This is a genomic window from Candidatus Thiodiazotropha endolucinida, assembly GCF_001715975.1.
In the GTDB taxonomy this organism is placed as follows: domain Bacteria; phylum Pseudomonadota; class Gammaproteobacteria; order Chromatiales; family Chromatiaceae; genus Thiodiazotropha; species Thiodiazotropha endolucinida.
This window is the reverse complement of sequence record NZ_MARB01000002.1, coordinates 145,602-170,603: the sequence shown is the minus strand read 5'-3', so window position 1 is coordinate 170,603 and position 25,002 is coordinate 145,602. Positions and strand designations below refer to the sequence as shown.

Below are 25,002 nucleotides of genomic sequence, written 5' to 3'. Positions count from 1 at the left end.
ATGCGGACAGGAAAACGTGAGTTACAGCGGCTAATCGCATATGAGGCGGCACGCATTCTGACAGAGCTGCGCTCCGACAACGTCACTTATGCCTGCCAAAAGGCGGCGGCAAAGTATGGCATCACTAAACGCCAGTTTTTGCCTACCCGCGAGGAGGTGGAGAGTGCCCTCAGGGAACAACAGCGTCTGGTTCGTGGTGAAAGGCAGACGGACACCCTACGCACACTTCGCCTCAGTGCACTCAATGCCATGCAGGCATTGATACAATTTAATCCCAAGTTAGTGGGAGCTGTTTTTGATGGCACGGCCGATAGCAACAGCTGTGTGAAGTTGCACTTATTTGCCGACACCCCGGAAGATCTGCTCTTCACTTTGAGTGATCTGCATATACCCTGGCAGGAAAAGCAGCACAGGTTGCAGTTCAGTGACGGCAGAAAGGAATCGGTACCCTGTTTTATCTTCAATGCCGATGGCGTCGGTTTCGAGCTTGTCGTACTGCCGGCAAAAAATCCACGCAATCACCCATTGGATCCTCTGGACAACCAACCCATTCAGGGCGCGAGCATAAAACAGCTGCAGCAACTGGTCGATACTCCCGGTTGAACCACACTTCTCCCGGCCCTAAGTATGTGTTAGTGCATCATCGGTCGCTTAGCGGCACGTAATCACGCCTGGCGTAACCCTTGTAGATCTGACGCGGACGCCCTATCTTCTGCCTCGGGTCGTCCATCATCTCCAGCCAATGCGCCACCCAACCGACTGTGCGGGCTATGGCGAACATCACAGTGAACATATTGTTGGGTATACCCAGTGCCCGATAGATAATACCGGAGTAGAAATCCACATTGGGATAGAGCTTGCGTTCAATGAAATACTCATCATTCAACGCGATCTCTTCCAGGCGCTGAGCCAGCTCGAACATCGGATTGTTCGCATCCGCCAGTTTTTCCAATACCTCATGGCAAACCTCACGAATTATGCCGGCACGTGGATCATACTTCTTGTAGACCCTATGCCCAAATCCCATCAGACGGAATCCATCGTCCTTATCCTTGGCCTTGGCGATATACTTGTCGATTTGCGAAACATCCCCAATCTCGCTCAGCATATCCAGAACCGCCTCATTGGCACCACCATGAGCGGGGCCCCACAGTGATGCGATACCCGCAGCGATACAGGCGAAGGGATTTGCCAACGAACTGCCGGCAAGTCTTACCGTGGAGGTACTGGCATTCTGCTCGTGATCCGCATGCAGGATAAAAAGCAGATTCAGCGCCTTTTCCGCAACCGGATCCACTTCATACTCTTCACAGGGGGTAGCGAACATCATGTGAAGCAGGTTGGCGCAGTAAGAGAGTTCATTGCGTGGGTACATGAAGGGCTCGCCCACGTTATGCTTGTAACTGGCAGCCGCAATGGTCGGCATTTTGGCGATCAGCCTGTGAGCCGCAACCCGGCGTAACTCTGGATCATTGATATCCAGCGAATCGTGATAAAAAGCGGAGAGTGAGCCAACCACACCGACCATGATTGCCATGGGATGCGCATTGTAGTGAAAGCCATCGAAGAAGTGGGTCAGGGTCTCATTCAACATAGTGTGGCGGTTAATCAGTTGATTGAAATCCCGCAGCTGACCTTCGTTCGGCAACTCGCCGTTCAATAGCAGATAAGCGGTCTCCAGAAAATCACCGTTAGCAGCCAATTGCTCAATGGGGTAGCCGCGATATTCCAGAATACCCACCTCACCCTGAATAAAGGTAATCTTGCTTTTGCAACTCGCCGTGGACATAAATCCGGGATCATAGGTGAAGACCCCGGCCTCTTTGTAGAGCGCCGAAACGTCGATTGCCGGGGGACCCTGGATCGATTCACGAACAGGTAGCTTTACCGACACCCCGGTTTCGTCATTCGTCAAGGTATAGGTCTTTTGATTATCCGCCATGTTGTGCTCCGTGAGTTACTTCAAGGCTTGCGTAGGATCGGTGCATTACATTAACGACCGACAGTACCCTACAACGCATGTGGTATAAACTAACAATCAAATAAATATAACTAATTTTTATAAGCTACAAAATTATAGCCCGAGGTCAACGGGGTTCATCAACCAGATTATGTAAATGATAACTATTGCTTTTTAACAAACTCAATCCACAACCGGCCATCCTGACCATATATGGCCGTAATACCATGGGGGAGTGATTATGCAGGTTTACCGCGCAGCCTCAAGAAAGGGTAGTGCCTGCCCCTGAACTGGCCGCAACTGGTCATACCAGGTGACATTTTCATCATATTGAGCAAAAAAGGGCCGCTGTACAAGATCGTGATCCCTCGCCTGAATAAAGCGTAAAACAAACACCTTCTCTCCATTGATCTCAGTGACACCCTGAATCTCCACTTTACCGGGGCCGGCACTCATACTAGGTCCACGGGCGGTGCGTCCCAATCCGGAAACCTGCTTCATCGCATCACGATAGATCTGCCATGCCCTGTAGAGGGGGACCTCGAAATAGCGACGTGCGCCGGTATCCCGTTCCACAAACATATAGTAAGGGTTAACTCCCAATTTAACCTGTTCATTCCACAGCTTTGCCCAATCGCCCGAATTGTCATTGATGTGAGCTAATAAGGGGCCCTGACTGCGAATTTCAGCCCCAGTCGCCCGTACCCTGCGAATGGCGGCCCGGGCAACATCAGTATCCAGTTCGCGCCAGTGATTGTAGTGGGCCATGATGGCGACATGTTTGCCCGCCAATACCAGATGATGAAGCAATTCAATCAACTCGTCGGCATCGTCATCAAAAATGAAACGATGAGGCCAGAATGTCAACGCCTTGGTACCGATACGAATCGTCTGGATATGACTGAACTCGGGGTGGAGCAGCGGTTCCAGGTAGGCCTTTAACTGCTTGCTTTTCATTACCATCGGATCACCACCGGTCACCAGCAGGTCCGTCACCTCAGGATGGTGTCGCAGATAGCTGTAGAGCTTTTCCGCCTCGGTCGTTGCAATACGTAAGGACTTGTCACCGATGAATTGCGCCCATCTGAAACAGAAAGTGCAGTAACTGTGGCACGTTTGTCCCTGACTGGGAAAAAACAGCACGGTCTCCTTATATTTATGCTGCAGGCCGTTGATTGGCTCACCAGATTCGTCCCGCGGTAGATTATTCTCCAGCTGTCCCGCCGGGTGGGGATTGAGCTCGGCACGGATCTCATTGGCCACCACCTGCAGCTCCTTCTTTTCCAATCCGGAGTCTATCGCTATCGCCATACGTTTGAAATGCGCATCCGACAACATGCCACGCTGGGGAAAGGTCAGCTGAAACATCGGATCTTCGGGCGCCCGCTCCCAATCGATCAGTTCACGCAATACATACTCGTTGACCCTAAACGGCAATACAGAAGAGACAACCTTCATCTCATAACGTAACTCAGCGGGGAGGCGTTCCAGCTGACCGATACGGTCAAGGTCACGGGCTGTATAGACAGTGAAGCGCTGTGGCGCATACTCGAAATCCACCGCGCGCAACAGTGATCTGGTTGATTGGGAATTAAGCAGCATAGTCGTCTCCTCAAGAGATCAATAATACGATCCAAGATCCCTCATATGGTTGGAAAATGCAGCCCATAACCACCGGCAGTCGACAGTGACTCGATTTGCGTATCAGACACCTCACAAACAACCAGAGAATCGGGCATAAGGAGGCGTACCCTAACAAACAATGGCTATTGCATCAAAAAAAGCTTAAGACGACATTATGGACGAAGACAGAATATGGCTACATTTACTGACAATTACAGATATTTGCATGCATTTATCGCCATATTATGATTACATTTGAAAATGCAATGCTTCTTGAAATCAAGATTGCTAACTCACTATTTTGCACCACAACCCTACTGGCCCTCATTGCGCCACCTGGCCTACAAGCGGTATGCCAACTGGATTTTTTGTGCAAAGCACTATAAAAAACCGGCTTCTCCATTCATAATATGATTTATATGCCCATAAACCAAATAAGAGGGCAGTAAAAGTAAAAAAACACCAAAGGCACCACCATGAACCTACACGAATATCAAGCAAAATCGCTCTTTGCCAGTTACGGCATTCCTGTACCGCAAGGCCAGTCTGTCTCAAGCCCAAACGACGCCCGAACCGCAGCCCAGGGACTTGACGGCGACATCTGGGTCGTAAAGGCTCAAGCCCATACCGGTGGTCGCGGCAAAGCGGGTGGAGTGAAGTTGGCGCGCTCTCTGGATGAGGCGGAAGAGGCTGCCCGTGAGATTTTGGGAATGACCCTGGTTACCAAGCAGACGGGGCCGCAGGGACTGCCTGTGAATTCGATATTGGTGGAGGAGGGGAGTGACATTGCCAGGGAACTCTATCTGGGCGCCCTGTTGGATCGGTCTCGTTCACGCATCACTTTCATGGCCTCGGCCGCTGGCGGCATGAATATCGAGGAGGTCGCCGCGGAAACACCGGAGAAGATCCTTACAACGACAGTCAATCCTTCAACCGGAATGCTGCCCTTCCAATGCCGCAAGCTCGCATTTGGCCTCGGCCTGACAGGCAGTCAGATCAAACAGTTTTCGAAAATAATGATGTCTCTGTATCGGCTCTACCTGGACAAGGATGTCAGTCTGATCGAAATAAATCCGCTGATCGTCACTTCATCCGGCGATCTTGTCGCCCTGGACGCAAAGATCAACCTGGACAGCAATGCCCTATACCGCCACCAGGAGCTGGCGGCATTGCGCGATATCACACAGGAGGATGAAAAGGAGGCCGCCGCCGCTATACACGATCTGAATTACATAACCCTGGACGGCAATATCGGCTGTATGGTGAATGGCGCCGGTCTCGCGATGGCGACCATGGATATGGTAAAGCTACATGGCGGCGAACCCGCCAACTTCCTCGACGTCGGAGGCGGCACAACCGCGGAAAGGGTAACAGAGGCGTTCAAGCTGATCCTATCCGACACCAAGGTCAAAACGGTGCTGGTCAACATCTTCGGCGGCATCGTCCGCTGCGACCTGATCGCGGAAGGCATTATCACTGCCGCTCGCACCATTGGCGTCACGGCGCCTGTGGTAGTCCGGCTGGAAGGCACCAATGCCCAACAAGGACTCGAAATGCTGGAATCCAGCGGCCTCGATTTCCTCACTGCCAATGACTTTACCGAAGCCGCGAAAAAAGCCGTATCCGCAGCAGCCTGATCAATCAGCAAGGAATAACAATACAATGAGCATTCTCGTCGACAAGAACACCCGTGTTATCTGCCAGGGCTTCACCGGCAAGCAGGGCACATTCCACTCTGAACAGGCTATTGCTTATGGCACCCAGCTGGTCGGCGGCGTAACACCCGGCAAGGGGGGACAGACACACCTCGACAGACCGGTCTTTGACACTGTGCATGATGCGGTCGCCACCACCGGTGCCGATGCCACGATGATCTATGTACCGCCTCCTTTCGCTGCCGATGCGATCATTGAAGCGGCGGATGCTGGAATTCGGGTAATAGCCTGCATCACCGAAGGCATACCTGTCCTCGATATGCTGAAGGTCAAGGAGGCCCTAAAATCCTATGACGCACGTCTCATCGGTCCAAACTGCCCCGGCGTCATTACTCCAGGCGCCTGCAAAATCGGCATTATGCCGGGCTCGATCCACCAGCCGGGCAGGGTCGGTGTCATGTCACGTTCCGGCACACTCACTTACGAAGCCGTACATCAGACAACGCTCGCCGGACTCGGTCAAAGCACCTGTGTCGGCCTTGGCGGAGATCCGATAAACGGGACAAGTTTCATCGATTGCCTGAAGCTGTTCCAAGAGGACGGGCAGACTGAAGGCATCATCATGGTCGGCGAGATCGGCGGTTCTGCCGAAGAAGAGGCGGCAGATTATATTAAAAACCATATCGATAAACCCGTTGTCGCCTACATTGCCGGCGTTACCGCACCACCGGGAAAGCGAATGGGTCATGCTGGAGCAATCATCAGCGGCGGCAAGGGCACTGCGGAAGCCAAATTCCAGGCCTTGGAAAACGCCGGCGCTCAGGTGGTAAGATCACCTGCAGAAATGGGAAACCGTATGGCAGAATTGCTGACTTGAGCGCTGCTCAGCCACCACACACACCGCCTATAGCAGCACCGAGCCAAGTTGTCGCTATGTACTACTTATAGAACTCGACAGGATTGATAAGAAATGAAGCCAGTAATGAGTCCTTATCTCGTTCCGTTTAAAGGCCGACTGAAGCCGAGCACCCTGACGAACGAACCTCCGGGTGACGCACCAGGCAAAAAGGGCTGTAGGAAAGCCCTGGGAAAAGAGATCGACCGACTGGATGAACTCCAGCGCAGACTCTACGCAGAGGATCGCCGTTCACTTCTAATACTCTTCCAAGCCATGGATGCTGCCGGCAAGGACAGCACCATCCGCGCCGTAATGACAGGCATCGACCCCAGTGGCTGCCAGGTATTTTCATTTAAACAGCCCTCAAAAGAGGAGCTGGACCACGACTTTTTATGGCGGACCACACAGGCGCTTCCTGAGCGTGGGCGCATCGGTATATTCAACCGCAGTTATTATGAGGAAACCCTAGTGGTCAGGGTGCATCCCGAGTACCTGGAAGCACAACGCATCGACATTCCGGATGGACTCGATCAACTGTGGCCGCAACGATTTGAATCCATACGCCAATATGAGAGGCACCTGTCGGAGAATGGCACCGTGATCCTGAAATTCTGGCTCAATGTCAGTAAAGGCGAACAACGTAATCGATTTCTTTCCCGTCTCGATGAGGCGCGAAAAAACTGGAAGTTCTCAATCAAGGATGTGGAGGAGCGTCAACATTGGGACAGCTATATGCATGCCTATCATCAGACCCTGGAGGCAACTTCCAGGCCTTGGGCGCCCTGGTATGCCATACCCGCTGACGACAAGCCCTATATGCGTTGGCAGGTTGCACGCATTATCCGCAAAACGCTGGAGGGGATGGAGCCGCGCTATCCCCAGGCCGACCAGGATGAAGCCAAGCGTTTCGCCGAGATGCGCCAGGTACTGAACAACGAATCATGACGACAAAATGATGGCGGTTATGCATCACTCGGCCGTTTTAAGGCTTTTACCCCATCCTTCATAGCATAAGATGAAATCTCAACCTTTGGCGTCTATGCTGAAGGGTAAAGAGTATTGCCCCGGCTTCACGATTGAGGATTGAATCCTAGCAGTTTGCTGACCCGGTATTCGAACCATGCGCCTGCGGAATATCACAACAATCTGCCTGACCCTGTTCATCCTTGGCGACAGCCAAGCGGAGATAGAGCATGCACAGCGCAGCAATCGCCAGATGGCGGTTACTGTCTGCAACGACTATCGGGAAACAAACCGCCTACCCTGTTTTGTTTCGCGCAAGGAGTGTCCCGGGGGGTTCGAGGTTATTGAACGCTTCGCCAACAGCACCGGCCCAAGCTATTCAGCCTGCCGCGACAAGCGGCATGAACGCCCCAGACACTACAGGTCATCAAGCAGACTGTTCAATACCAATAATCAACAGTTGCTGGATCAATTTAAACGACTCATCGGTGAGATTGAAAGACACCAGACCGGCGCACCTGCACACCTGCCACAGGCCTCACAGGATAAACTGGCGGTATTCTTCTCCGGCATCGACCTCAGCCGCATCCGATTGGCACACAGCAAAGCCCTCACCAACGGCTGCTTCACCGATTGTCGAATTATTTTTTGCGCCAGCAAGGATCAAGTCGACGTCTGGACCAACCCTCATGCCCCGGTTTTGACGATAAGACTACTGCACCAGCTTGCCCATGCTGAACGCTGTGAGATTCAGGGTGGACAACACCGGTTTGTCCAGACCTGGTTGCGCCACTTACCCGAAGATGTCCTCACAGCCCTGGAACGCGGCGAACCCATCGACACAAAAAAAATCCACTTTGCGATTTACATGGAAACACACGCGAACAACAGGGCCGAAAGCATCTGCCGTCGCGTAAGGTGTATAAAGGACTGATCCGGTCAGCGTTCACTTCGCATATATCGCATCCAATGCCTTCGACAAGGCACCCCAGGATTGCTTGTCGGCCATTGCATCGTACTGCAGCGGCAAATCGAATTTCTTACCAAAATCATCGGCCTCCGGGTTGGTAAATGAGTGCTTGGCACCAGGATAATTTGTAAAGCTGTATTTCACTTCGGCCCGATCCATCTCCGCCATGAACGCCTCTATATGCTCCTGTTTTACAAAGGGGTCGTCAGCGCCATTGAAGACCATGACCTCGGCCTTTACCGTTCCTTTCGCCGCTGGCGTGGATGCCGGCAGACTGCCATGAAAACTGGCCACCAGATCGAGATCGTGACCGCGCCTTGCCATCTCCAAAACCATGCCGCCACCAAAACAGTAGCCGATCGCAGAGATATCATTCCGGGCCACCGTCTTGTGGTTCTGTAACAGTTCTGTCGCAGCCTGGAAACGGGCGCCGGCCGTCTCCATGTTGTTTTTCACCTCACCTGCAAACCGTCCGGCATCCTTGGGGTGATCCGCCTGTTTGCCCTCACCATACATATCCACCGCCAAGGCCGTGTACCCCATGGCGGCCAGCTGTTCGGCGCGACTACGCGCATAAGCATTGTGACCCCACCATTCATGTACTACCAGAATACCGGGGCGCTTTTTCCCGATCGCATCATCATAGGCAAGATAGCCGTTCATCCGGGTATCACCGTGACGGTACACAACCTCCTCGCCGACAACCGCGCTCATGGCGGTAAAGGGAATACAACACAGCAATACTGCCATTGCAAACCTGTTCATCTGTTCTCTCCTCCTCATCAAAAAAACCACACATTTGGATACTTATACAGACTACACATAGCACAAATACGTGGGTAACATCACCATAATGCGAGTCCTGATATTACTCTTCCTGCTGTTATCGAACAGCCAGACGATCGTCGCCCTCGAACACTCCGTGACCGATCGTCACGGGAATGAAATCTCTATCGACATCAACCAGGCGATGGGGGATATGGTTATGATCTGGCTGCTCGATCATGACGAACCTCGCCCCCTGTTCGATAGTCTGCTGCAGCAGCTGACAGATTCCGGAATTGAGATATGGCGCGTGGATCTGCTGGATTCCTATTATCTGCCCCGCTCGAGCGAGAACGTACGCACACTCGATGGAGAAGGTGTTGCCGCAGTCATCCAGGCCGCCCATAGCAAGACCACAAAAAAGATCTTGCTTGCCAGCTACGATCGGATGCCCCTGCCACTGTTACGGGGCGTCAACCGTTGGCAAACTGCTCGGAAAACATCACGTCTTTTGGGCGCAATACTCTTCTATCCCAACCTGTTCGGCGCTGCACCGATGGCGGGAGAGATCCCTGAACTGGACCCAATACTCCACGTCACCAATCTGCCATTGGTAATCTATCAACCTGAACTTGGCAGTCAGCGCTGGCGATTGGAGCAAATGGTCACGGCCCTTTGGCAAGCAGGCTCACCCACCTATGTCTACCTGGTGCCAAAGGCAAGGGACTGGTTCATCATGGGTGAGGGCGAACCTGACGAGCAGGAAGCAAAGATGGTTGCCAGAATACCCGGGCAACTGCCCAGCCTGACCAGGCTGCTGGATAGCCACCCCAAACCCGCGGCACAGACACCACAGCAACCGACACAGATACCCACCGGCAACCTGTACACCTTGACGGCCGTCGATCAACATAAGCCTGCACCCCCCTTGCGACTGGCAGACAGCCACGATATTTACCTCGATATCGAAGGGTTAGACAACAGGGTTATCCTGGTCAATTTCTGGGCGACCTGGTGCCCCCCCTGTGTCGAGGAGATTCCTTCATTGAACCGACTTCAGGCCCATTACAAAAATCGAGATGTCAGCATAGTGTCGGTCGATTTTCGCGAGTCGACAGAGGAGATAGAGGCATTTCTCGAGGAGAGGCCCGTCGACTTTCCGGTCCTGATGGACAGGGATGGGCTGACATCCCTGGCCTGGCGGGTGTTCAGCTTTCCCAGCTCATTCATCATCGACAGGCAGGGGCGGGTACGCTATACCGCAAACAGAGCCCTCAACTGGGACAGTGACGAGGTGATAGAAGTCATCGATGGATTACTCGCGGAGCCTTGAGTGTTTGTAGGAAAAAAGCGTGACAGGTATCCGGGAATAAATTAGATATTTATTATAAACTAATTGACTCGCGTGTAATCCGGAAGAGACCAATGGCTAGTCAAACCAGTAAAAAGAAGGCTGCTCCCGCCAAAACCAAGCGCGCCGCCAGTGCCGCAACCAGCCGAAAGAAGCAGACTGCCAAAAAGCAGTCTTCAGCAACCCGCAAAAAGCAGACGGTAAAAAAACAGTCGGCGGCATCTGTGAAAAATGCGAAGGATCAGATTGTAGAGTCGACCAAGCAGTCAAACGAGACCCGTGTCCTCCCTGGCTTGCTGCAAGGGTTGCAATCGGTATTCGATAAGATCCATAAGGACAGCCGTGAGCGCGAAGATCATCAGGAAAAGATCATCGAGGAGTTCAGCGAGCGGCTGACCCAGGCCTTCGAACAGAGCCATTCAGAGACGGAAGAGAAGGAGAAACTGCTGCTGGAGAGGCTGGAAGCCATAGAGAAGGAACAGACGTACAGGATTCAGCGAATCAAGCTCTTTTCCTTGCCGGGTACTTTGATCGCAATCGCTGCCCTGATCTATCTCTTCTACGTGGTTCACATCATGGAACGCTCCATGACCAGCATGTCCGCCGATATGAATCAGATAAGGCACCATATTGCATCGATCGGCAACGATACCCATGCCATGTCGGGTGGCGTTGTCGAAATGAATCAGCAAATGGCGCAGACAAACAAGAACATGAAAGCCATTACCACCCAGGTGCAGGGGATGAACGGCAATATGAATCACCTCACCCGAAACGTGGGTGTAATGACGAATGACGTGGGCGCCATGTCGCATACGGTCAGTCCGGTCATGAATGGGATGCGGAAATTCATGCCGTTCTTTTAACCTCGTTCATGCCGGAGTAAAAAATGCCATCCGGCCCTGGGCCGGCCCTAACTGTCCCCAAAATTGATTCCTATCCGTTTCGCGCTGACCACCCAAGGGTGATCCGTGGGCACGAGTTTCTTGTTACCCGCTACTTCTGCCAGGGGAACCGGCACGGCCACTTCACCTTTTGACGCCACCATGACACCGAATACACCTTTCGAGATCAGATCGGTGCAGGCAGTTCCCAATCGGGTAGCGAGCAGTCTGTCCGCGGCGGAGGGTGTGCCGCCACGCTGTAGATAACCAAGTATGGTCACCCTCGATTCAAGCCCGGTCAACTCTTCAAGTTGACGGGACAAGGTAACCGTATGGTTCGCATGGGCAGCCTCAAATGCGGCCAGTTCTGCTTTCGCATTCTTGCGATCCCGCTTGTTGCCGGCTTCACTTCTCCGTTTTCTGAGCATCCGATACTGTTCAGATTCGCCTTTCGGCAACGCACCTTCCGCCACTGCGACGATACTGAATGGCTTGCCGCCGACAGCTCGAGCTCTGATCGATTCAGCAACACTTTCAATATCGTAGGCGATCTCAGGCAACAGAATAACATCCGCACCGCCCGCCAAACCTGACCCCAGGGCCAGCCAACCGGCACGGTGCCCCATGATTTCGACGACTATGATGCGGTGATGACTGTGTGCGGTACTATGCAGACGATCAATGGCGTCTGTGGCGATACCCAATGCCGTATCGAAGCCGAAAGTTGTATCCGTGTGCGCCACATCGTTATCGATGGTCTTGGGCAGCGTGATGATGTTGAGTCCCTTTTCCATCAACTGCAAGGCGTTTTTCTGCGTCCCGCCGCCACCGATGCAGACCAGCGCATCGAGATGGTGGGCCTGGTAGTTATTGACGATAACATCGGTCATATCCTGACGTTTACCGTTGAAATTCATACGGTGAGGCTTTTCCCGGCTGGTGCCCAGAATAGTGCCGCCGCGGGTGAGAATCCCCGAAAGCGTGTTGCCGTCCAATTGCATGATGCGGTTTTCGACCAGGCCGCGAAATCCATCACGTATTCCAATCACCTGCATATCGTAGAAATTGGTGGCCGACTTGCCGACACCCCTGATTGCCGCATTGAGGCCTGGGCTGTCACCGCCAGAGGTCAATATTCCGATATGTATGGCCATGGATGCTCCCTCGCCAGAATTGTTAACCTATCATCAGTCGCAATAAAACCTTCCATGACGCGCTCAGAGCTTGTTGTATGATACACCACTCAAACAATTGGCTGGAGTGGCCCATAACAGGTTCCGGAGAAGGATTCATTCACGCTCCAGCCAATGAATGGATGAGGTATGCCTCACCCGTATCCGCTGGTTGCCGTTTCGATGATAGATCCATCCACGCACCTCGAGGGACGTGTAGAGGAGAGATTCCGGATCATCGATCCCAAACCCCTCCCAATCGTTCCAGGTTATGCGCAAAGCCAATCCACCATCAAGATTCAGCCAAATACCACTGCGACTCTGGCCTACCCGCTTGATATATCCGTTGAGAATATGAAAACCGGTCTCGTTGCCGTTCAGTTTCGATGCATCACCGACGGGGAGGCGCCAAACGCCTTTCTCACCCTTGCGAGCCTCTTTTTCCGCATGTTTGTAGCACTCATGGTTTCTCAGGTTAGGCGGGACAGCGACCAGATATCCGGCCCCTTGCTTTAACATCCGACGATTGATGCTATCGCCGCGATGATCGTACAGGTGAGCCAGCAGACGGCCATACCTGTCCCGTCGTTCGGCATCCATACAGATTCTGACGGAACCGCCGCTCCGCTTTACCAATATTTCAAGCAGATGTTTGGCCTCCTCAGCATTCGGCTCATCGGCTGTCCCCTGTCCAAGTTCCGGTGTGTTCACGCCGATCAATCTAATCCTTCGTCCATCCTCAAGACGCAAGGTATCACCATCATAGATGGAGGAGACCTCGAGCATGCCGGCACTACAGGGTGAGCAGCTTACTGCATGAGAAAAGGAGGGGATGATAAGTGTGGACAGGAAAAAGGCCCCGCAAAGCGGGGCCCTTCTTAAAATATCGATCAGGAACGCCATGCAACTACATAGCGGCACTGCGTGGATCAGCGGCTGTACTTCCTGCGGAATTTGTCCACACGCCCAGCGGTGTCGACGATCTTTTGCTTACCTGTATAGAACGGATGACAGGATGAGCATACCTCTACATGGAGCTCCTCCTGACCCAGCGTGGAACGCGTCAGGATCTCATTACCACAGCTACATACGACTTTGATCTCCTCGTAACGAGGATGAATATCCGGCTTCATGACTGACTCTCTTGTGAGAAGGACATCGTTGACGATCTGCCCTCCCGGGCAGGGAAGAGCGGAATGATATGCCAAGTCGTTCGCCAAGGCAAGTCTCGTTACTGGCGCGATGGCTTGACCGGAAAATCCAGTATTTTACACCCCCTCTTGGTTACACCGGATCTTAGTTTGACATCACCCTGTAAGTAGCCCAACAAGCCCTTTGGACCGATCATGTGATCCCACATCATATTGGAGATCTTTACACAAGCGCTGAGAGGGGACCGGTTCCTGCGCTCCTGATCTATCCGCCATTGCAGTTGTCGCATCCGTTTCTGCCTCTCTACCGGCAGCGTGGAGATAAAATCATCGATGGCTGCCTGGCGCATGTTCTCGAAACGCATCGGATCCCTCTCTGCCAACTGGAGGAGGTGATCGAAATCCAAGTTTCGGTTACTTAGCTGCGTCATCAATCAATCCTGATTCTTCCCTATGTAGGAAAAGCTATCACAGCAACTCGGCTATGTCCCCGATGGAAATTCCTGAAATAGCGTGATAATGCAACTAATTAAGTGGGTTTTTCCAATAAATACATAGACATATTGAAATTCCCATGTAAATGACAATATTTTGACTATATACTGTCAATCCAGCAGGCTCTCACCGCGATCGACACTATATGCCGCTACAATTCGATCCAGCCTAACAGACTCAATCGACCCATCTTTCTGCTTCAACACTAAAAACTCAGCCCTGTCCCGAGTCACAACATCGATCGGCAACACCCTCGCACGATGCTTCACACCCGCCTCATCATGCCAGCTGAGATCCAACATCAACTTTCTCATGACAGCATACTGATAAGTCTCGTGATGGGCACATGCCACAGGTTCATAGTTCTCGTTCATGCATCTATCCCCATTGCCGCATTTGCTATTGATCCCAAAGCCACCTTAGAATCACTGCGTTGATGTGGCCTTTGACCGCGAATTTCTGGAAATCACTATAAGGGCTTGGAAGTATGTCGAACATAAAGAAAGAGATCGAGAGCCTTAGAGCAAAGATTGCACGCTTGGAAAATGAGCAAAAAAAGGCCGAAATAGTCAAGAAGGCGCTTGCCAGTGCCAATACCCAGATCGATAAGATACTGAAAGATAACGGTATAAATTTCGAGGCCTATATACGACACAATTATAAGAGGGTCAGCCGCATAATTCAGAAGATCGAGGGCAAATCCGATAAAACCAAAGCCAAAACAAAGCGCTCGACGCAGAAGAGATCCACACGCCGGGGTCAACGCATACCAAAAACGGCTGCAACCATAAAGATACCGGCCGGGAAATACGGTAACTTACCGAACAATCCCGACCGGGTTTTCGAAGTCAAGGAAAAGGGACCAAGACCCAAATTGCTTAAGGGCTATGCAGAGGAGATAGGATTGGAAGCCTTTATGAATCAGTGCCGAATCGACTGATGACCGGCCCGCGGGCGAATTAAAGAGACTTTTGCAAGATCGATAGAGACCCTGCTGGTACCGAAATGATCAGTATGAACAGGCGCTAGGCTGCATTAAGCGGGCCTGAGCCGGCCATCTGCAAAGGCATCGGACGCACAACCCCGAAACCCTGGGCATAATCCACCCCAATATCGATCAGTTGCTCCAGGGTCTGATCATCCTCCACGTACTCGGCGATGGTCTGTAGCCCCATCAGGTGACCGATTTCATTGATCGACTCCACCATCGCCTTGTCGACCGGATCATTCACCATGTTTGAAACAAAACTGCCGTCGATCTTCAGGTAATCAACGGGCAGGCGTTTAAGGTAGGAGAAAGAGGACATACCGGTACCGAAATCATCCAGTGCAAAACGAAATCCCCGGCGCTTCAACAGACTGATAAATCGAGCCGCCTGATCAAGCCGACTGACAACCGCGGTTTCTGTAATTTCAAACGAGATCTTCTCCGCAGGCAGGTTAAACTTACGCAACTGCTCCAAGATATGTTCGTGCAAACTGCCGTCACCCAGGGATTGGCCGGAAAGGTTGATGGCACAGAGTCCCAGCTCATCCAAACGCTGAGGATTTTCCGACAGCCACCTGAAGGCATGACTGATTACCCAGCGGTCAAGGCTTCCCATGACATTGTAACGCTCCGCGGCAGGGATAAACGCACCCGGCATGATTTGCTTGCCACGCTCATCCTGCATACGCAGCAGCACCTCAATATGCTCATCCCCGATCGCCGAGCTACGCAGGGACATAATCGGTTGTTGCAACAAAGAGAATCGCTGTTGATCCATGGCGCTTTCGATTCTGCCCACCCAACGCATCTCTCCCTGCTGCCGCTTGATCTCCTCATCGTAGGGCTGAAAGACATGAATCCTGTTTCTTCCCATATCCTTGGCCACATAACAGGCGGCATCGGCCGAACTGAGTGCACTGTGGGGACTTTCAGTATTAGGTCCTATTGCAACGATACCGATGCTCACTCCGGTAGAGAAGGTTCTACCTTCCCATGTGAATCGAAAATCCTTGACCACGCTGCAGATCTTGGTCGCGAGGCGTTGTGCCCGATCAAGCTGGCAATTCTCCATCAATAAACCAAACTCATCCCCGCCCAGACGGGCCAACACATCATCGCCTCCGATGGTGCGCTGCAGCCGGTGAGAGAGCTGGCGTAACATCATATCCCCCGCCACATGGCCACATGTATCATTTACCAGTTTGAACTGATCCAGATCCATATACAGCAATACATGCTGCATTCCATGATCCCTGCAGTTGGCGAATGCCTGTCGCAAACGTTGATCGAAGGCATGGCGATTCAACAGATGGGTCAAGGAGTCATGGGTTGCAAGAAAACGCATTTCCCGCATCATTGAACGGGTGGAAGTAACATCCCTGAACACCGTCACCGAACCTTTGAACCGGCCTTCCTCCTTAATCGGGTAAGTTGAATACTCAACCGGAAAAAGCGTCTCGTTTTTTCTTAAGAATGATTCATCTTTGACCCGAACCGATTCACCTCGCTGCAGTACTGCACTATTGAAGGATTTCCCGGCCTCGTCGAACATTCGAACCCGTTTATGAATCTGTTGATTCAATAATTCATCCTGGGGATATCCCAGCATCTCCGCCGCCGCTTTGTTGATGAAGGTACAGGCATCCCGCTCATCAATTCCGAAGATGCCTTCCCCTGTTGACTCCAGTATCAGCGACATCTTTTTATTTACCGCTTCGAGCTGGCCGGAGGATTTCTCGAGGGACTTATGTGCCACCTTATGCGCTTGGGTACGCTCATAATTCTCTATCGCAAAGGCTAGATCCTTCACCATTTCATCCAACAGATCATGGATCGTGAGGGTGAAGTAGTGGCGCTCCTGGGCGTAGACAGTAAGCGTCGCAACCACCAGTTGGTTAGTGACGATGGGAAATACCGCCGCCGAACGGCTGCCACTGAGCTGCGCTAAACGATGCCAGGGCGTTTTCCCCGGGTCGACATCGATTTCATCAATGACCGACGGACACTTTCCATACGCTGAGATAGCCAGGGGACTGTCTGCCTTTGGATTCGTCAGGTCTAGTTCGAATGTGCAGGCCTTGAGACTCTCCAGATTGATCCCGGCACTGGCAATAGGCACGATATTTTTACCTATTTCATTGACCTCGCCAATCCATGCCGCATTGAAACCGCCAAATGTCACGGCTATGTCGCATACACGTTCAAAAAGCACCCGCGGCGATCGATTGCGCAGAATCATCTTACTGGTTTGTGAAAGCGCAGCATAGAGCGCTTTCTGTCGATTCACCAACTCTTCGCGTTTTGCAATCTCTTCAGCCATGGATTTGAAGGCTTGAGAGACATGCGATAATTGGTCATGCTCCGGCAGATTGGCTGCCGCCAGATAGTTGCCTCGGGCAAGCTCCTTCGCAACCTGCTTGAGATGTGATATGGGAAATAGCAACTTCTTGTTCAATAACCATGAAAACAGGATCAAGCCAAGCAAAAAGCCCAGTGCGTAAAAAATAGAGCGTTGTTTAACGATAGCCAGCAGCTGCTTATTGGCATGGCTTTCTATCTGCAAATCGGATCCAACGTCAGCAGAAGTGACTTCACCGGTATCGGGTTGTCGTTGTGGGAGATTGAGTTGTAGATCGGCAGGCGAGACCGCCACCGATTCCGCAGCGGGATTACCGCTAACACTGATCGGGCGATAATTCAGATACACGTCCACTGTGAATAGGCATAGAAATAGTACCGCCATAGTGGCAGCTACTTTGCCATTCAGTTGCATATCATCGTCGTGGCGCTGAAAGCGCCGGATCCCCCATATTCTCAAGTTGGACTGGAATCTAAAAGACCACTAATCCGCTTCTCCAATTTAGTGATCAGATCGGATCTTTGGGTCCGATGCGCTCCCTGCGTAACAGCTCGCGTATCCAGATTAGACGAGGGGTCGCTAAAACTCCTTAGCCGAATCAGTTCTTATTTTTGTGATATCCGCTTAAATTAATACCTTACACCCGGTATGTAAAGATATATTTAAGTTACGTCGGTAACTTCAAAAATCGGGACCAGCTCATTTAGGAACCTGAATCCCAAAGGCGTGGGACAGAGCCGCCCGTGAACGGGGTGGAGCAGCCCTTTTTTGATCGCGGTTTCCAATGACTCCCGTATGAAATCGAGAGCCAGGCCCGTGGTTGCGCTGAACAGCTCCTCCTCCACGCCGTCGTTCAATCTAAGCGCATTCATCATGAATTCGACTGTCAGGTCTTCCGGTCCTAATACCCGCTCGCCCAGGAGAAACGGCAGTGCTCCTGCCCCGGCGGCCAGATAGTCATTGGGATGGCGTCTTTTCCAACGCCGCATGATGACGCCGTCCCGGGTAGTGATTTTACTGTGCGCCCCTGCACCAATACCGATATAGTCACCGAAGCGCCAATAGTTGAGATTGTGTCTGCAACGCTCCCCCGGACGTGAGAATGCCGAGATCTCATACTGTTCGAATCCCGCCTTCAGCAACATCTCGTGCCCCTGCTGTTGTATCTGCCAAAGGCTCTCCTCATCCGGCAGTACGGGGGGTGATTGGTAGAAAGGCGTATTGGGCTCCAGCGTCAACTGATAGTATGAGAGATGTCCCGGAGCCAATCCGATGGCCACGGTGAGGTCCGCCTGAGCCATCTCCGGAGTCTGCGACGGCAGGCCAAACATCAGATCAAGGTTGATTCGCTCGAATCCGCATCGGACCGCCCTGTCCACCGCCGCAAAGACCTCATCCGAACCATGGATACGACCGAGGGCCTGCAACGATTCAGGATTCAGGCTCTGTACCCCAAGAGAGAGCCGATTGACACCCGCTTCCCGATAACCGGGCAAACGTTCGGACTCCAACGCACCTGGATTGGCTTCCAGGGTTATCTCCACATCTTCAGCCAAAGAAATACACCCTGCCACGCCTGACAACAACCGCCTGATACTGTCTGTTGAAAACAGGCTCGGTGTGCCGCCCCCTATAAAGATACTCTGCACCAGTCGTCCTGAAACCGACACCTGTTCCGTACGCAGATCCTGTAGCAGGGCATCCACATAGGCCTTCTCCTGCAGTGCCCCTTTTTGTGGATGCGAGTTGAAATCACAATAGGGGCACTTCCGAGCGCACCACGGTATATGGACATAGAGAGAGAGCGGAGGCAGTTTCAACATACCACTGACAGGGAGCGCCGGAGAATCCGATGACATGCTTCAGACCGCTCCATTGCGACTGGCAAGCTTCCGAACTCCCCGGCGGCAGGATGTGCCGCCGGGAATAAGATTAATGTGCGGATCAGGTTGCGATAGCCGCACTATGCCTTGTCACGTGCCTGCAGGTAGGCAAAATCGGAGATAGCCCCCCATTCGCGTGAGCCTTTGAGGAAACTCATGTAGGAGTCATACACCTTCTTGGCAAAGGCATCCTTGGCAGCCAACTCCTCCACTACCTCGTTTGAATATTTGCGCAGTGTTTCCAGTACGTCACCGGGATAGACGCGAATATCCACCTTATGCTTCTCGACCAGGGTCTTCAAGGCTGCCGGATTACGTGCCGTATACTCCGCCAGCATCTCCTGGTTGGCTATCTTACAGGCATTGATGACGATCGACTGCAGATCCTTGGGTAGTGCATCATAGGCCTTTTGATTGATGATTGCCTCAAGGGTCGTGCCTGGCTCGTGAAAGCCGGGGTAGTAATAATATTTGGCCGCTTTGAACAGACCGAAGGCTAAATCGTTGTAAGGGTTGACCCACTCGGTAGCATCGATCGCACCCGATTGCAGCGAGGTAAACAGCTCCCCCCCAGGCAGATTGACCGGTGTCCCACCGGCACGCTTGAGCACTTCACCACCGAGTCCGGGAATACGCATCTTGAGGCCTTTCAGATCACCGACGCTATTGATCTCTTTGTTGAACCAGCCGCCCATCTGCATACCTGTATTGCCGCCGGGTGCGGGAATCAGGCCGAACGGTTTATACAGCTCCTGCCACAGCTCCAGGCCACCGCCAAAGTAGAGCCAGCCATTCATCTCCTGAGCCGTCATGCCAAATGGCACCGTGGAAAAGAACTGGGCGGTCTCGCTTTTCCCTTTCCAGTAGTAGGCGGCGCCATGCCCGATCTCAGCAGTACCTCTCGAAACCGCATCGAACACCTCAAAGGCCGGCACCAGCTCTTTCGCACCGTATACCTTGACGTGCATGCGACCGCCACTCATCTCATTGATCACCTCAGCCAGCTTGTTGGCGCCGGTGCCCAGCCCTGGAAAGTTTTTCGGCCAGGTGGTGACCATCTTCCACTTGATCTGCGGTTTCGCCTCTGCGACCTTGAGACCTGCCATACCGGCACCTACGGCCAGGGTTCCGCTACCTGCACGCTTAATGAATTCACGACGTTTCATACCTCTCTCCTGTTCCGTTTATGTTATTTATCGAGCATCGAACATTCTAGGGCCTGTTAACACTAATCCAATACGCCCCGGTGGTGCTGTGACCGGCCCCGGCTATGCCAGAAATTGTCAAAACAATCCTCATTTATAGACAAATACAGAAGGGTAGTTTAGCCCTTCTACCGAACAAGACAGCTCTCAACAGGGAGAAAGATTGGCATAGGCCACTACAAGCCACTTACTTCCCACCTCCTCGAAATTGACCTGTACCCGGGCACTGCGACCCTGACCTTCCGCATTCAATACCACACCCTCGCCAAATTTGGTGTGGCGCACCCGCTGTCCCAGACTGAATCCGCTCAGCTCGCCAACCTCCAGGTGGGGTGGACTGCCATATATCGGTTGGCTGATGGCGGGGCCGGCGCGTACCTCCGACATCAATTCCGACGGCATTTCCCGAATAAAGCGTGAGGGGAGGGGATAGCTGTCACTGCCGTGCAAACGCCGACTCTCCGCGTGGCAGAGGTAGAGTTGACGCATCGCGCGGGTTACCCCCACATAACAGAGTCGCCGCTCCTCCTCCAGGCGTGACGGATCATCCGCCGACATACTGTGAGGAAACAGTCCCTCCTCCATACCCACCAGGAAAACCAGTGGAAACTCAAGGCCCTTCGCAGCGTGCAGGGTCATCAGCTGAACACAGGGTTCGGAGGGATCCCCCTGGGCCTCGCCCGCCTCCAATGCGGCGTGGGAGAGAAAGGTGGACAGCTCATCCATTTCATCGGCATCATCCGCCTCATAGCCAAATTGGCGGGTAGCGTTAACCAGCTCCTCCAGGTTCTCCTTGCGGTCAATACCCTTGCCATCGCGGCTCTTGCCGAAATGGCTTGGCAGTCCACTGGCCTGCAGTACCTGCTCAACCGTTTCCGGCAGTGAAAGGTTCGCGCAATTCACCCGAAGCTCTTCGGTCAAGTCGAGGAAATCCTGTAATGCAGTTGCCGCCCGCTTTGCCATCGCGCCTCCCTGCAACAGCTCCGAGGCAGCTTGCCAAAGGGGACAATCAAAATCCCTGGCATGGGTACGTACGGCATCCATAGTCTTGGGTCCGATTCCCCTCGGCGGCATATTCACCGCCCGCTCGAACGCCCCGTCATCCTGTGGGTTATTGATCAATCTCAGATAGGCAAGGGCATCCTTGATCTCCGCCCGCTCGAAAAAACGCAAACCGCCATAGACGCGATAGGGAATGGCCGCCTGCAACAGCGCCTCTTCGAACAGACGGGACTGGGCGGTGGTGCGATAGAGTATGGCCGCCTCCGATTGGCTGTTGCCCTCATCGATAAACCGTCGGATTCTCTCTACGACAAAACGTGCCTCGTCGATCTCATTGAAGGCGGCATAGAGTTTGATCGGTTCTCCTTCACCATCCTGCGTCCATAACTGCTTGCCCAGGCGTGAAGGATTGTTGTTGATCAGGGCGTTTGCGGCATTCAGGATATTGCCGGTGGAACGGTAGTTCTGCTCCAGACGTACCAACCTGACTGTTTCGCAGTGGGACTGAAAGCTCTGGATATTCTCAACCCGGGCACCGCGCCAACCGTAAATCGACTGGTCATCGTCACCCACTACGAAGAGGTTGTTTCGCGGTCCCGCGAGCATTCTGAGCCAGGCGTACTGGATCGAATTGGTATCCTGAAACTCATCCACCAATACATGCTGAAAGCGCTGTTGATAGTGCTGCAGGATATCCGGTCTCTCCCGCCACAGCTCATGGGCGCGCAACAGCAGCTCGGCGAAATCGACCTGCCCGCCCCGTTCACAGGTATCCTGATATTCGCTGTAGAGACGGATCATCTGCTGTTGATAGGGATCGCCGCCATCATCCAGGTGCTGGGGCCGCAACCCCTCATCCTTGCGGCCATTGATGAACCACTGGACCTGTCTCGGTGGCCAACGGGCCTCATCCAGATCAAGATTCTTCAGCAGACGCTTGATTAGGCGAAACTGGTCGTCGGAATCGAGGATCTGAAAACTCTGCGGCAGTCCCGCATCCTTCGAGTGCGCCCGCAACAGGCGATGCGCCAAGCCATGAAAGGTACCGACCCACATACCACCCAATGGCTGACCGAGCAGCGCTTCGATACGATAGCGCATCTCCTTTGCGGCCTTGTTGGTAAAGGTGACCGCCAGAATAGACCAGGTCGATACGGCCTCAGCCGCCAACAGCCAGGCAATCCGATGCACCAAGACCCGGGTCTTTCCACTACCGGCCCCGGCCAGCACCAACAGATTGCCTACAGGTGCGGTCACCGCCTCGCGTTGCGCATCGTTCAGGGGATCGAGTATGGGTGAAACATCCATGGTGACTAGTTTACTCACCCGATGGCGGCAAAAGCCACCATTCAGGGGCGAATTTCAATCAATTTATATAGAATTGAGCGGGAGCAGGATCTTCTCTGGACCTGAGTAATGTCACAAGAGGTAGTAGATGCAGATACTGGCAGGCGATATAGGCGGCACCAATACACGACTCGCACTCTATCAGTCGAGTTCTGAGTCACCTTTAAACCTGCTGCTGCAAGAGACCTATCCCAGCCGGTCCTACGACTCCATCGAGGCCGTACTGCATCGTTTTTTGGCGCACACATCCACCGGGGAGGTCGATCGTGCCTGCTTTGGCATTGCCGGGCCGGTGATCGACCAGGTGTGTGAAACGACCAATCTACCATGGCGTGTATCCGCAAACCGGATCAACGACCGATTCAAATTCAAACAGACCCGACTGATCAATGACCTGGAGGCCAATGCCTGGGGTATAGAGACACTCGAAGAGCAGGATTTCTTCACCCTCAGTCACGGAGCTGACAAGGCTACTGGCAATCGTTCCATCATCGCTGCCGGCACTGGTCTTGGTGAAGCGGGTCTTTATTGGAGCGGAGAGAGATACCACCCCTTCCCCTCGGAAGGCGGGCATAGTGATTTCAGTCCAGCCACGCCGTTGGAATTTGGGCTGTTCCAGGTCTTGCAGAAGAGATACGGGCATGTCAGCTGGGAACGTCTGGTCTCAGGACCGGGCCTGGAGAGCATCTACGACTATTTGCTCGACCAGCAGGATATGCCAACACCCTCATGGCTATATGAGCAAATGGAGAAAATCGGCAAGGCCCCCGCCATCTCCGACGCAGCACTCGACTCGACAGACCCGCTGTGCCGAAAATCACTGGAACTATTTACCCGGCTCTATGCCCGGGAAGCGGGCAACCATGCCTTGAAAATCATGGCTACAGGCGGTGTCTATCTGGGTGGAGGAATCGCACCTCAGATCCTGCCCATACTACAGGAAAACATTTTCATGGAGGCCTTCCTCGACAAGGGACCCATGCGAAAGATCATGCAGTCGATGCCCGTGAAGGTCATTCTAAATGACAAAACCGCCCTCTACGGAGCGGCAAACTATGCCACCAGGATAGAGGCGATAGCCAAGCGATGAGATCATCCAGTTGAGTGGCGGACGTAGTGAATCAGGAGGATCGGCGCGAATGGATTCCCCCCCGGCCTAAGGGGGGGTGTTAAATGAGATCAGACCATTGAGGCTATGAGGAACCCTGTCAACTGCATTGGTCGGATCCCAGGTTACTCAAAGGGCTTAGGCGCCGGAGTCATGTCGGTGGAAGGCGGCAGGATCGGCATTAAGAAGGCAGGCTGATCACCTGTCAGGGTCTTAAGAAAGGCAACGATCTGGGCGTTCTCAATGTCGGAGAATTTCTTGCCCAATTGCAGGCGCCCCATGACATCTACCGCCTCGGTCAGCGTCTCGGCCTCACCGTCGTGGAAGTAGGGATAGGTCATCTCCACGTTGCGCAGGGTTGGCACCTTGAACTTGAAGCGGTCCGCATCCTTGCCTGTAACGGCGCTCAATCCTTCTGCCGGACTCTTGGCCTTGTAGGGTTCCACAACACCCATCTTTTGGAATGAGTTGCCGCCAACGGCCTCACCGTTGTGACAGCTGACACAACCACTCTCTTTAAACAGTGTATAACCAGCCATTTCATCCTGAGAGAGGGCCTGTTTGTCGCCCAACAGCCACTGATCGAAACGGGAGTTCGGTGTTACCAGGGTTTTCTCGAACTCCGCAATGGCTTGTGTGACTTCGTCGATCGTGATCTTGTCGCTACCAAAAACCTGTTTGAACTCCATGACATATTCAGGGATCGAGGTCAGTACGTCGATCGCCAAAGTATGGGTAAAAGCCATCTCACCGGGATTTGCGATAGGCCCGCCCGCCTGTGCCTTGAGATCGGCCGCCCGGCCGTCCCAAAATTGGGCCACATTCAGGCTGGAATTGAGCACTGTCGGTGCATTGATGGGACCCTGTTGCCAATTGTGTCCAATGGATGTCTTAAGATTATCCGTGCCGCCCATACTGAGGTTGTGGCAGGAGTTGCAGGAGATAAATCCTGATTTAGAGAGACGGGGATCGAAATAGAGCTTTTTACCCAATTCCACCTGACCCAGGTTGATATTCTGCACCGGCTTGATGGGCTGAATCGGTTCATCGATAGCCAAAATTGAGGTTGAAAATCCAAGCATAAGTGAAAACATAGCGATTTGTTTGCGTATCATAGCTTTTTACCCAATAGTTGAAATACTTATGTAGCCATCCTCTGCCGTGAAAAGCCTTTCCCGCTTTATTCACCGGACCTGACTCTTCATCGATAGGGTAATTGTTCC

The 25,002-nt window shown here is 52.9% G+C and carries 22 protein-coding genes; 9 read left to right on the top strand and 13 right to left on the bottom strand.

Annotated elements, in window-relative coordinates:
• Window positions 1–603: a hypothetical protein gene (locus CODIS_RS02145; protein ID WP_069121082.1), complete on the top strand. Its 603-nt coding sequence runs from the start codon at window positions 1–3 to the stop codon at window positions 601–603.
• 37 nt (window positions 604–640) lie between these two features.
• On the opposite strand, the gene CODIS_RS02140 is transcribed toward CODIS_RS02145, so the two are convergent.
• A complete protein-coding gene (locus tag CODIS_RS02140; protein WP_069121081.1) occupies window positions 641–1,942 on the bottom strand; it encodes a citrate synthase in 1,302 nt (433 codons plus the stop codon).
• A 267-nt stretch (window positions 1,943–2,209) separates the two neighbouring features.
• On the bottom strand, window positions 2,210–3,562 hold the full coding sequence (locus CODIS_RS02135) for a KamA family radical SAM protein (RefSeq protein WP_069121080.1): 1,353 nt from the start codon (window positions 3,560–3,562) through the stop codon (window positions 2,210–2,212).
• A gap of 497 nt (window positions 3,563–4,059) precedes the next feature.
• On the opposite strand from CODIS_RS02135, the gene sucC reads away from it, so the two are divergent.
• The 4 genes from sucC to CODIS_RS02115 all read left to right on the top strand — a co-directional run bounded on the left by sucC (window position 4,060) and on the right by CODIS_RS02115 (window position 8,033).
• Window positions 4,060–5,220: an ADP-forming succinate--CoA ligase subunit beta gene (gene sucC, locus CODIS_RS02130; RefSeq protein WP_069121079.1), complete on the top strand. Its 1,161-nt coding sequence runs from the start codon at window positions 4,060–4,062 to the stop codon at window positions 5,218–5,220.
• A gap of 25 nt (window positions 5,221–5,245) precedes the next feature.
• On the top strand, window positions 5,246–6,115 hold the full coding sequence (gene sucD, locus CODIS_RS02125) for a succinate--CoA ligase subunit alpha (protein ID WP_069121078.1): 870 nt from the start codon (window positions 5,246–5,248) through the stop codon (window positions 6,113–6,115).
• Between the two features lie 93 nt (window positions 6,116–6,208).
• Entirely contained in the window at window positions 6,209–7,081 is an 873-nt protein-coding gene (locus tag CODIS_RS02120; protein WP_069121077.1) for a PPK2 family polyphosphate kinase, read from the top strand.
• Window positions 7,082–7,256: 175 nt separating this feature from the next.
• The gene (locus CODIS_RS02115; RefSeq protein ID WP_069121076.1) at window positions 7,257–8,033 is read left to right on the top strand and encodes a hypothetical protein; all 777 of its coding nucleotides are present in this window, start codon (window positions 7,257–7,259) and stop codon (window positions 8,031–8,033) included.
• A gap of 12 nt (window positions 8,034–8,045) precedes the next feature.
• Here CODIS_RS02115 and CODIS_RS02110 read toward each other — a convergent pair whose 3' ends face one another.
• Window positions 8,046–8,834 carry a dienelactone hydrolase family protein gene (locus CODIS_RS02110; RefSeq protein ID WP_154722977.1) on the bottom strand — a complete coding sequence of 263 codons (789 nt, stop codon included), beginning with the start codon at window positions 8,832–8,834 and terminating at the stop codon, window positions 8,046–8,048.
• Window positions 8,835–8,922: 88 nt separating this feature from the next.
• Between CODIS_RS02110 and CODIS_RS02105 the strand changes: the two genes are divergently transcribed.
• Together CODIS_RS02105 and CODIS_RS02100 are read left to right on the top strand one after the other, a co-directional pair.
• Window positions 8,923–10,167 carry a TlpA family protein disulfide reductase gene (locus tag CODIS_RS02105; protein WP_154722976.1) on the top strand — a complete coding sequence of 415 codons (1,245 nt, stop codon included), beginning with the start codon at window positions 8,923–8,925 and terminating at the stop codon, window positions 10,165–10,167.
• Between the two features lie 92 nt (window positions 10,168–10,259).
• Window positions 10,260–11,051: a hypothetical protein gene (locus CODIS_RS02100; protein ID WP_069121074.1), complete on the top strand. Its 792-nt coding sequence runs from the start codon at window positions 10,260–10,262 to the stop codon at window positions 11,049–11,051.
• Between the two features lie 47 nt (window positions 11,052–11,098).
• Here the strand turns inward: CODIS_RS02100 and CODIS_RS02095 are convergent, their stop codons facing one another.
• The 5 genes from CODIS_RS02095 to CODIS_RS02075 form a co-directional block, all read right to left on the bottom strand.
• Window positions 11,099–12,223: a 6-phosphofructokinase gene (locus CODIS_RS02095; RefSeq protein ID WP_069121073.1), complete on the bottom strand. Its 1,125-nt coding sequence runs from the start codon at window positions 12,221–12,223 to the stop codon at window positions 11,099–11,101.
• A 135-nt stretch (window positions 12,224–12,358) separates the two neighbouring features.
• On the bottom strand, window positions 12,359–13,027 hold the full coding sequence (locus CODIS_RS02090; protein WP_162420089.1) for a thermonuclease family protein: 669 nt from the start codon (window positions 13,025–13,027) through the stop codon (window positions 12,359–12,361).
• 143 nt (window positions 13,028–13,170) lie between these two features.
• On the bottom strand, window positions 13,171–13,374 hold the full coding sequence (gene rpmE / locus CODIS_RS02085) for a 50S ribosomal protein L31 (protein WP_069121071.1): 204 nt from the start codon (window positions 13,372–13,374) through the stop codon (window positions 13,171–13,173).
• A gap of 98 nt (window positions 13,375–13,472) precedes the next feature.
• Entirely contained in the window at window positions 13,473–13,823 is a 351-nt protein-coding gene (locus CODIS_RS02080; protein WP_069121070.1) for a DUF3135 domain-containing protein, read from the bottom strand.
• A gap of 174 nt (window positions 13,824–13,997) precedes the next feature.
• Complete coding sequence (locus CODIS_RS02075; RefSeq protein WP_069121069.1) at window positions 13,998–14,261, bottom strand: hypothetical protein; 264 nt, start codon at window positions 14,259–14,261, stop codon at window positions 13,998–14,000.
• Window positions 14,262–14,374: 113 nt separating this feature from the next.
• On the opposite strand from CODIS_RS02075, the gene CODIS_RS02070 reads away from it, so the two are divergent.
• The gene (locus CODIS_RS02070; RefSeq protein WP_069121068.1) at window positions 14,375–14,827 is read left to right on the top strand and encodes a hypothetical protein; all 453 of its coding nucleotides are present in this window, start codon (window positions 14,375–14,377) and stop codon (window positions 14,825–14,827) included.
• Between the two features lie 85 nt (window positions 14,828–14,912).
• Here CODIS_RS02070 and CODIS_RS02065 read toward each other — a convergent pair whose 3' ends face one another.
• From CODIS_RS02065 to uvrD, 4 genes are all read right to left on the bottom strand, one after another.
• A complete protein-coding gene (locus CODIS_RS02065; RefSeq protein ID WP_162420087.1) occupies window positions 14,913–17,618 on the bottom strand; it encodes an EAL domain-containing protein in 2,706 nt (901 codons plus the stop codon).
• 278 nt (window positions 17,619–17,896) lie between these two features.
• On the bottom strand, window positions 17,897–19,093 hold the full coding sequence (gene hemW / locus CODIS_RS02060) for a radical SAM family heme chaperone HemW (RefSeq protein ID WP_069121066.1): 1,197 nt from the start codon (window positions 19,091–19,093) through the stop codon (window positions 17,897–17,899).
• Window positions 19,094–19,197: 104 nt separating this feature from the next.
• Entirely contained in the window at window positions 19,198–20,283 is a 1,086-nt protein-coding gene (locus CODIS_RS02055; RefSeq protein WP_069121065.1) for a TRAP transporter substrate-binding protein, read from the bottom strand.
• Between the two features lie 186 nt (window positions 20,284–20,469).
• Window positions 20,470–22,632: a DNA helicase II gene (gene uvrD / locus CODIS_RS02050; RefSeq protein WP_069121064.1), complete on the bottom strand. Its 2,163-nt coding sequence runs from the start codon at window positions 22,630–22,632 to the stop codon at window positions 20,470–20,472.
• Between the two features lie 127 nt (window positions 22,633–22,759).
• Here uvrD and CODIS_RS02045 point away from each other — a divergent pair, with 127 nt between their 5' ends.
• Window positions 22,760–23,761: a glucokinase gene (locus tag CODIS_RS02045; RefSeq protein ID WP_069121063.1), complete on the top strand. Its 1,002-nt coding sequence runs from the start codon at window positions 22,760–22,762 to the stop codon at window positions 23,759–23,761.
• Between the two features lie 143 nt (window positions 23,762–23,904).
• Here CODIS_RS02045 and CODIS_RS02040 read toward each other — a convergent pair whose 3' ends face one another.
• Window positions 23,905–24,894, bottom strand: a complete 990-nt coding sequence (locus tag CODIS_RS02040; protein WP_083220502.1) for a cytochrome-c peroxidase — start codon at window positions 24,892–24,894, stop codon at window positions 23,905–23,907.
• Window positions 24,895–25,002 lie beyond the last annotated feature (108 nt).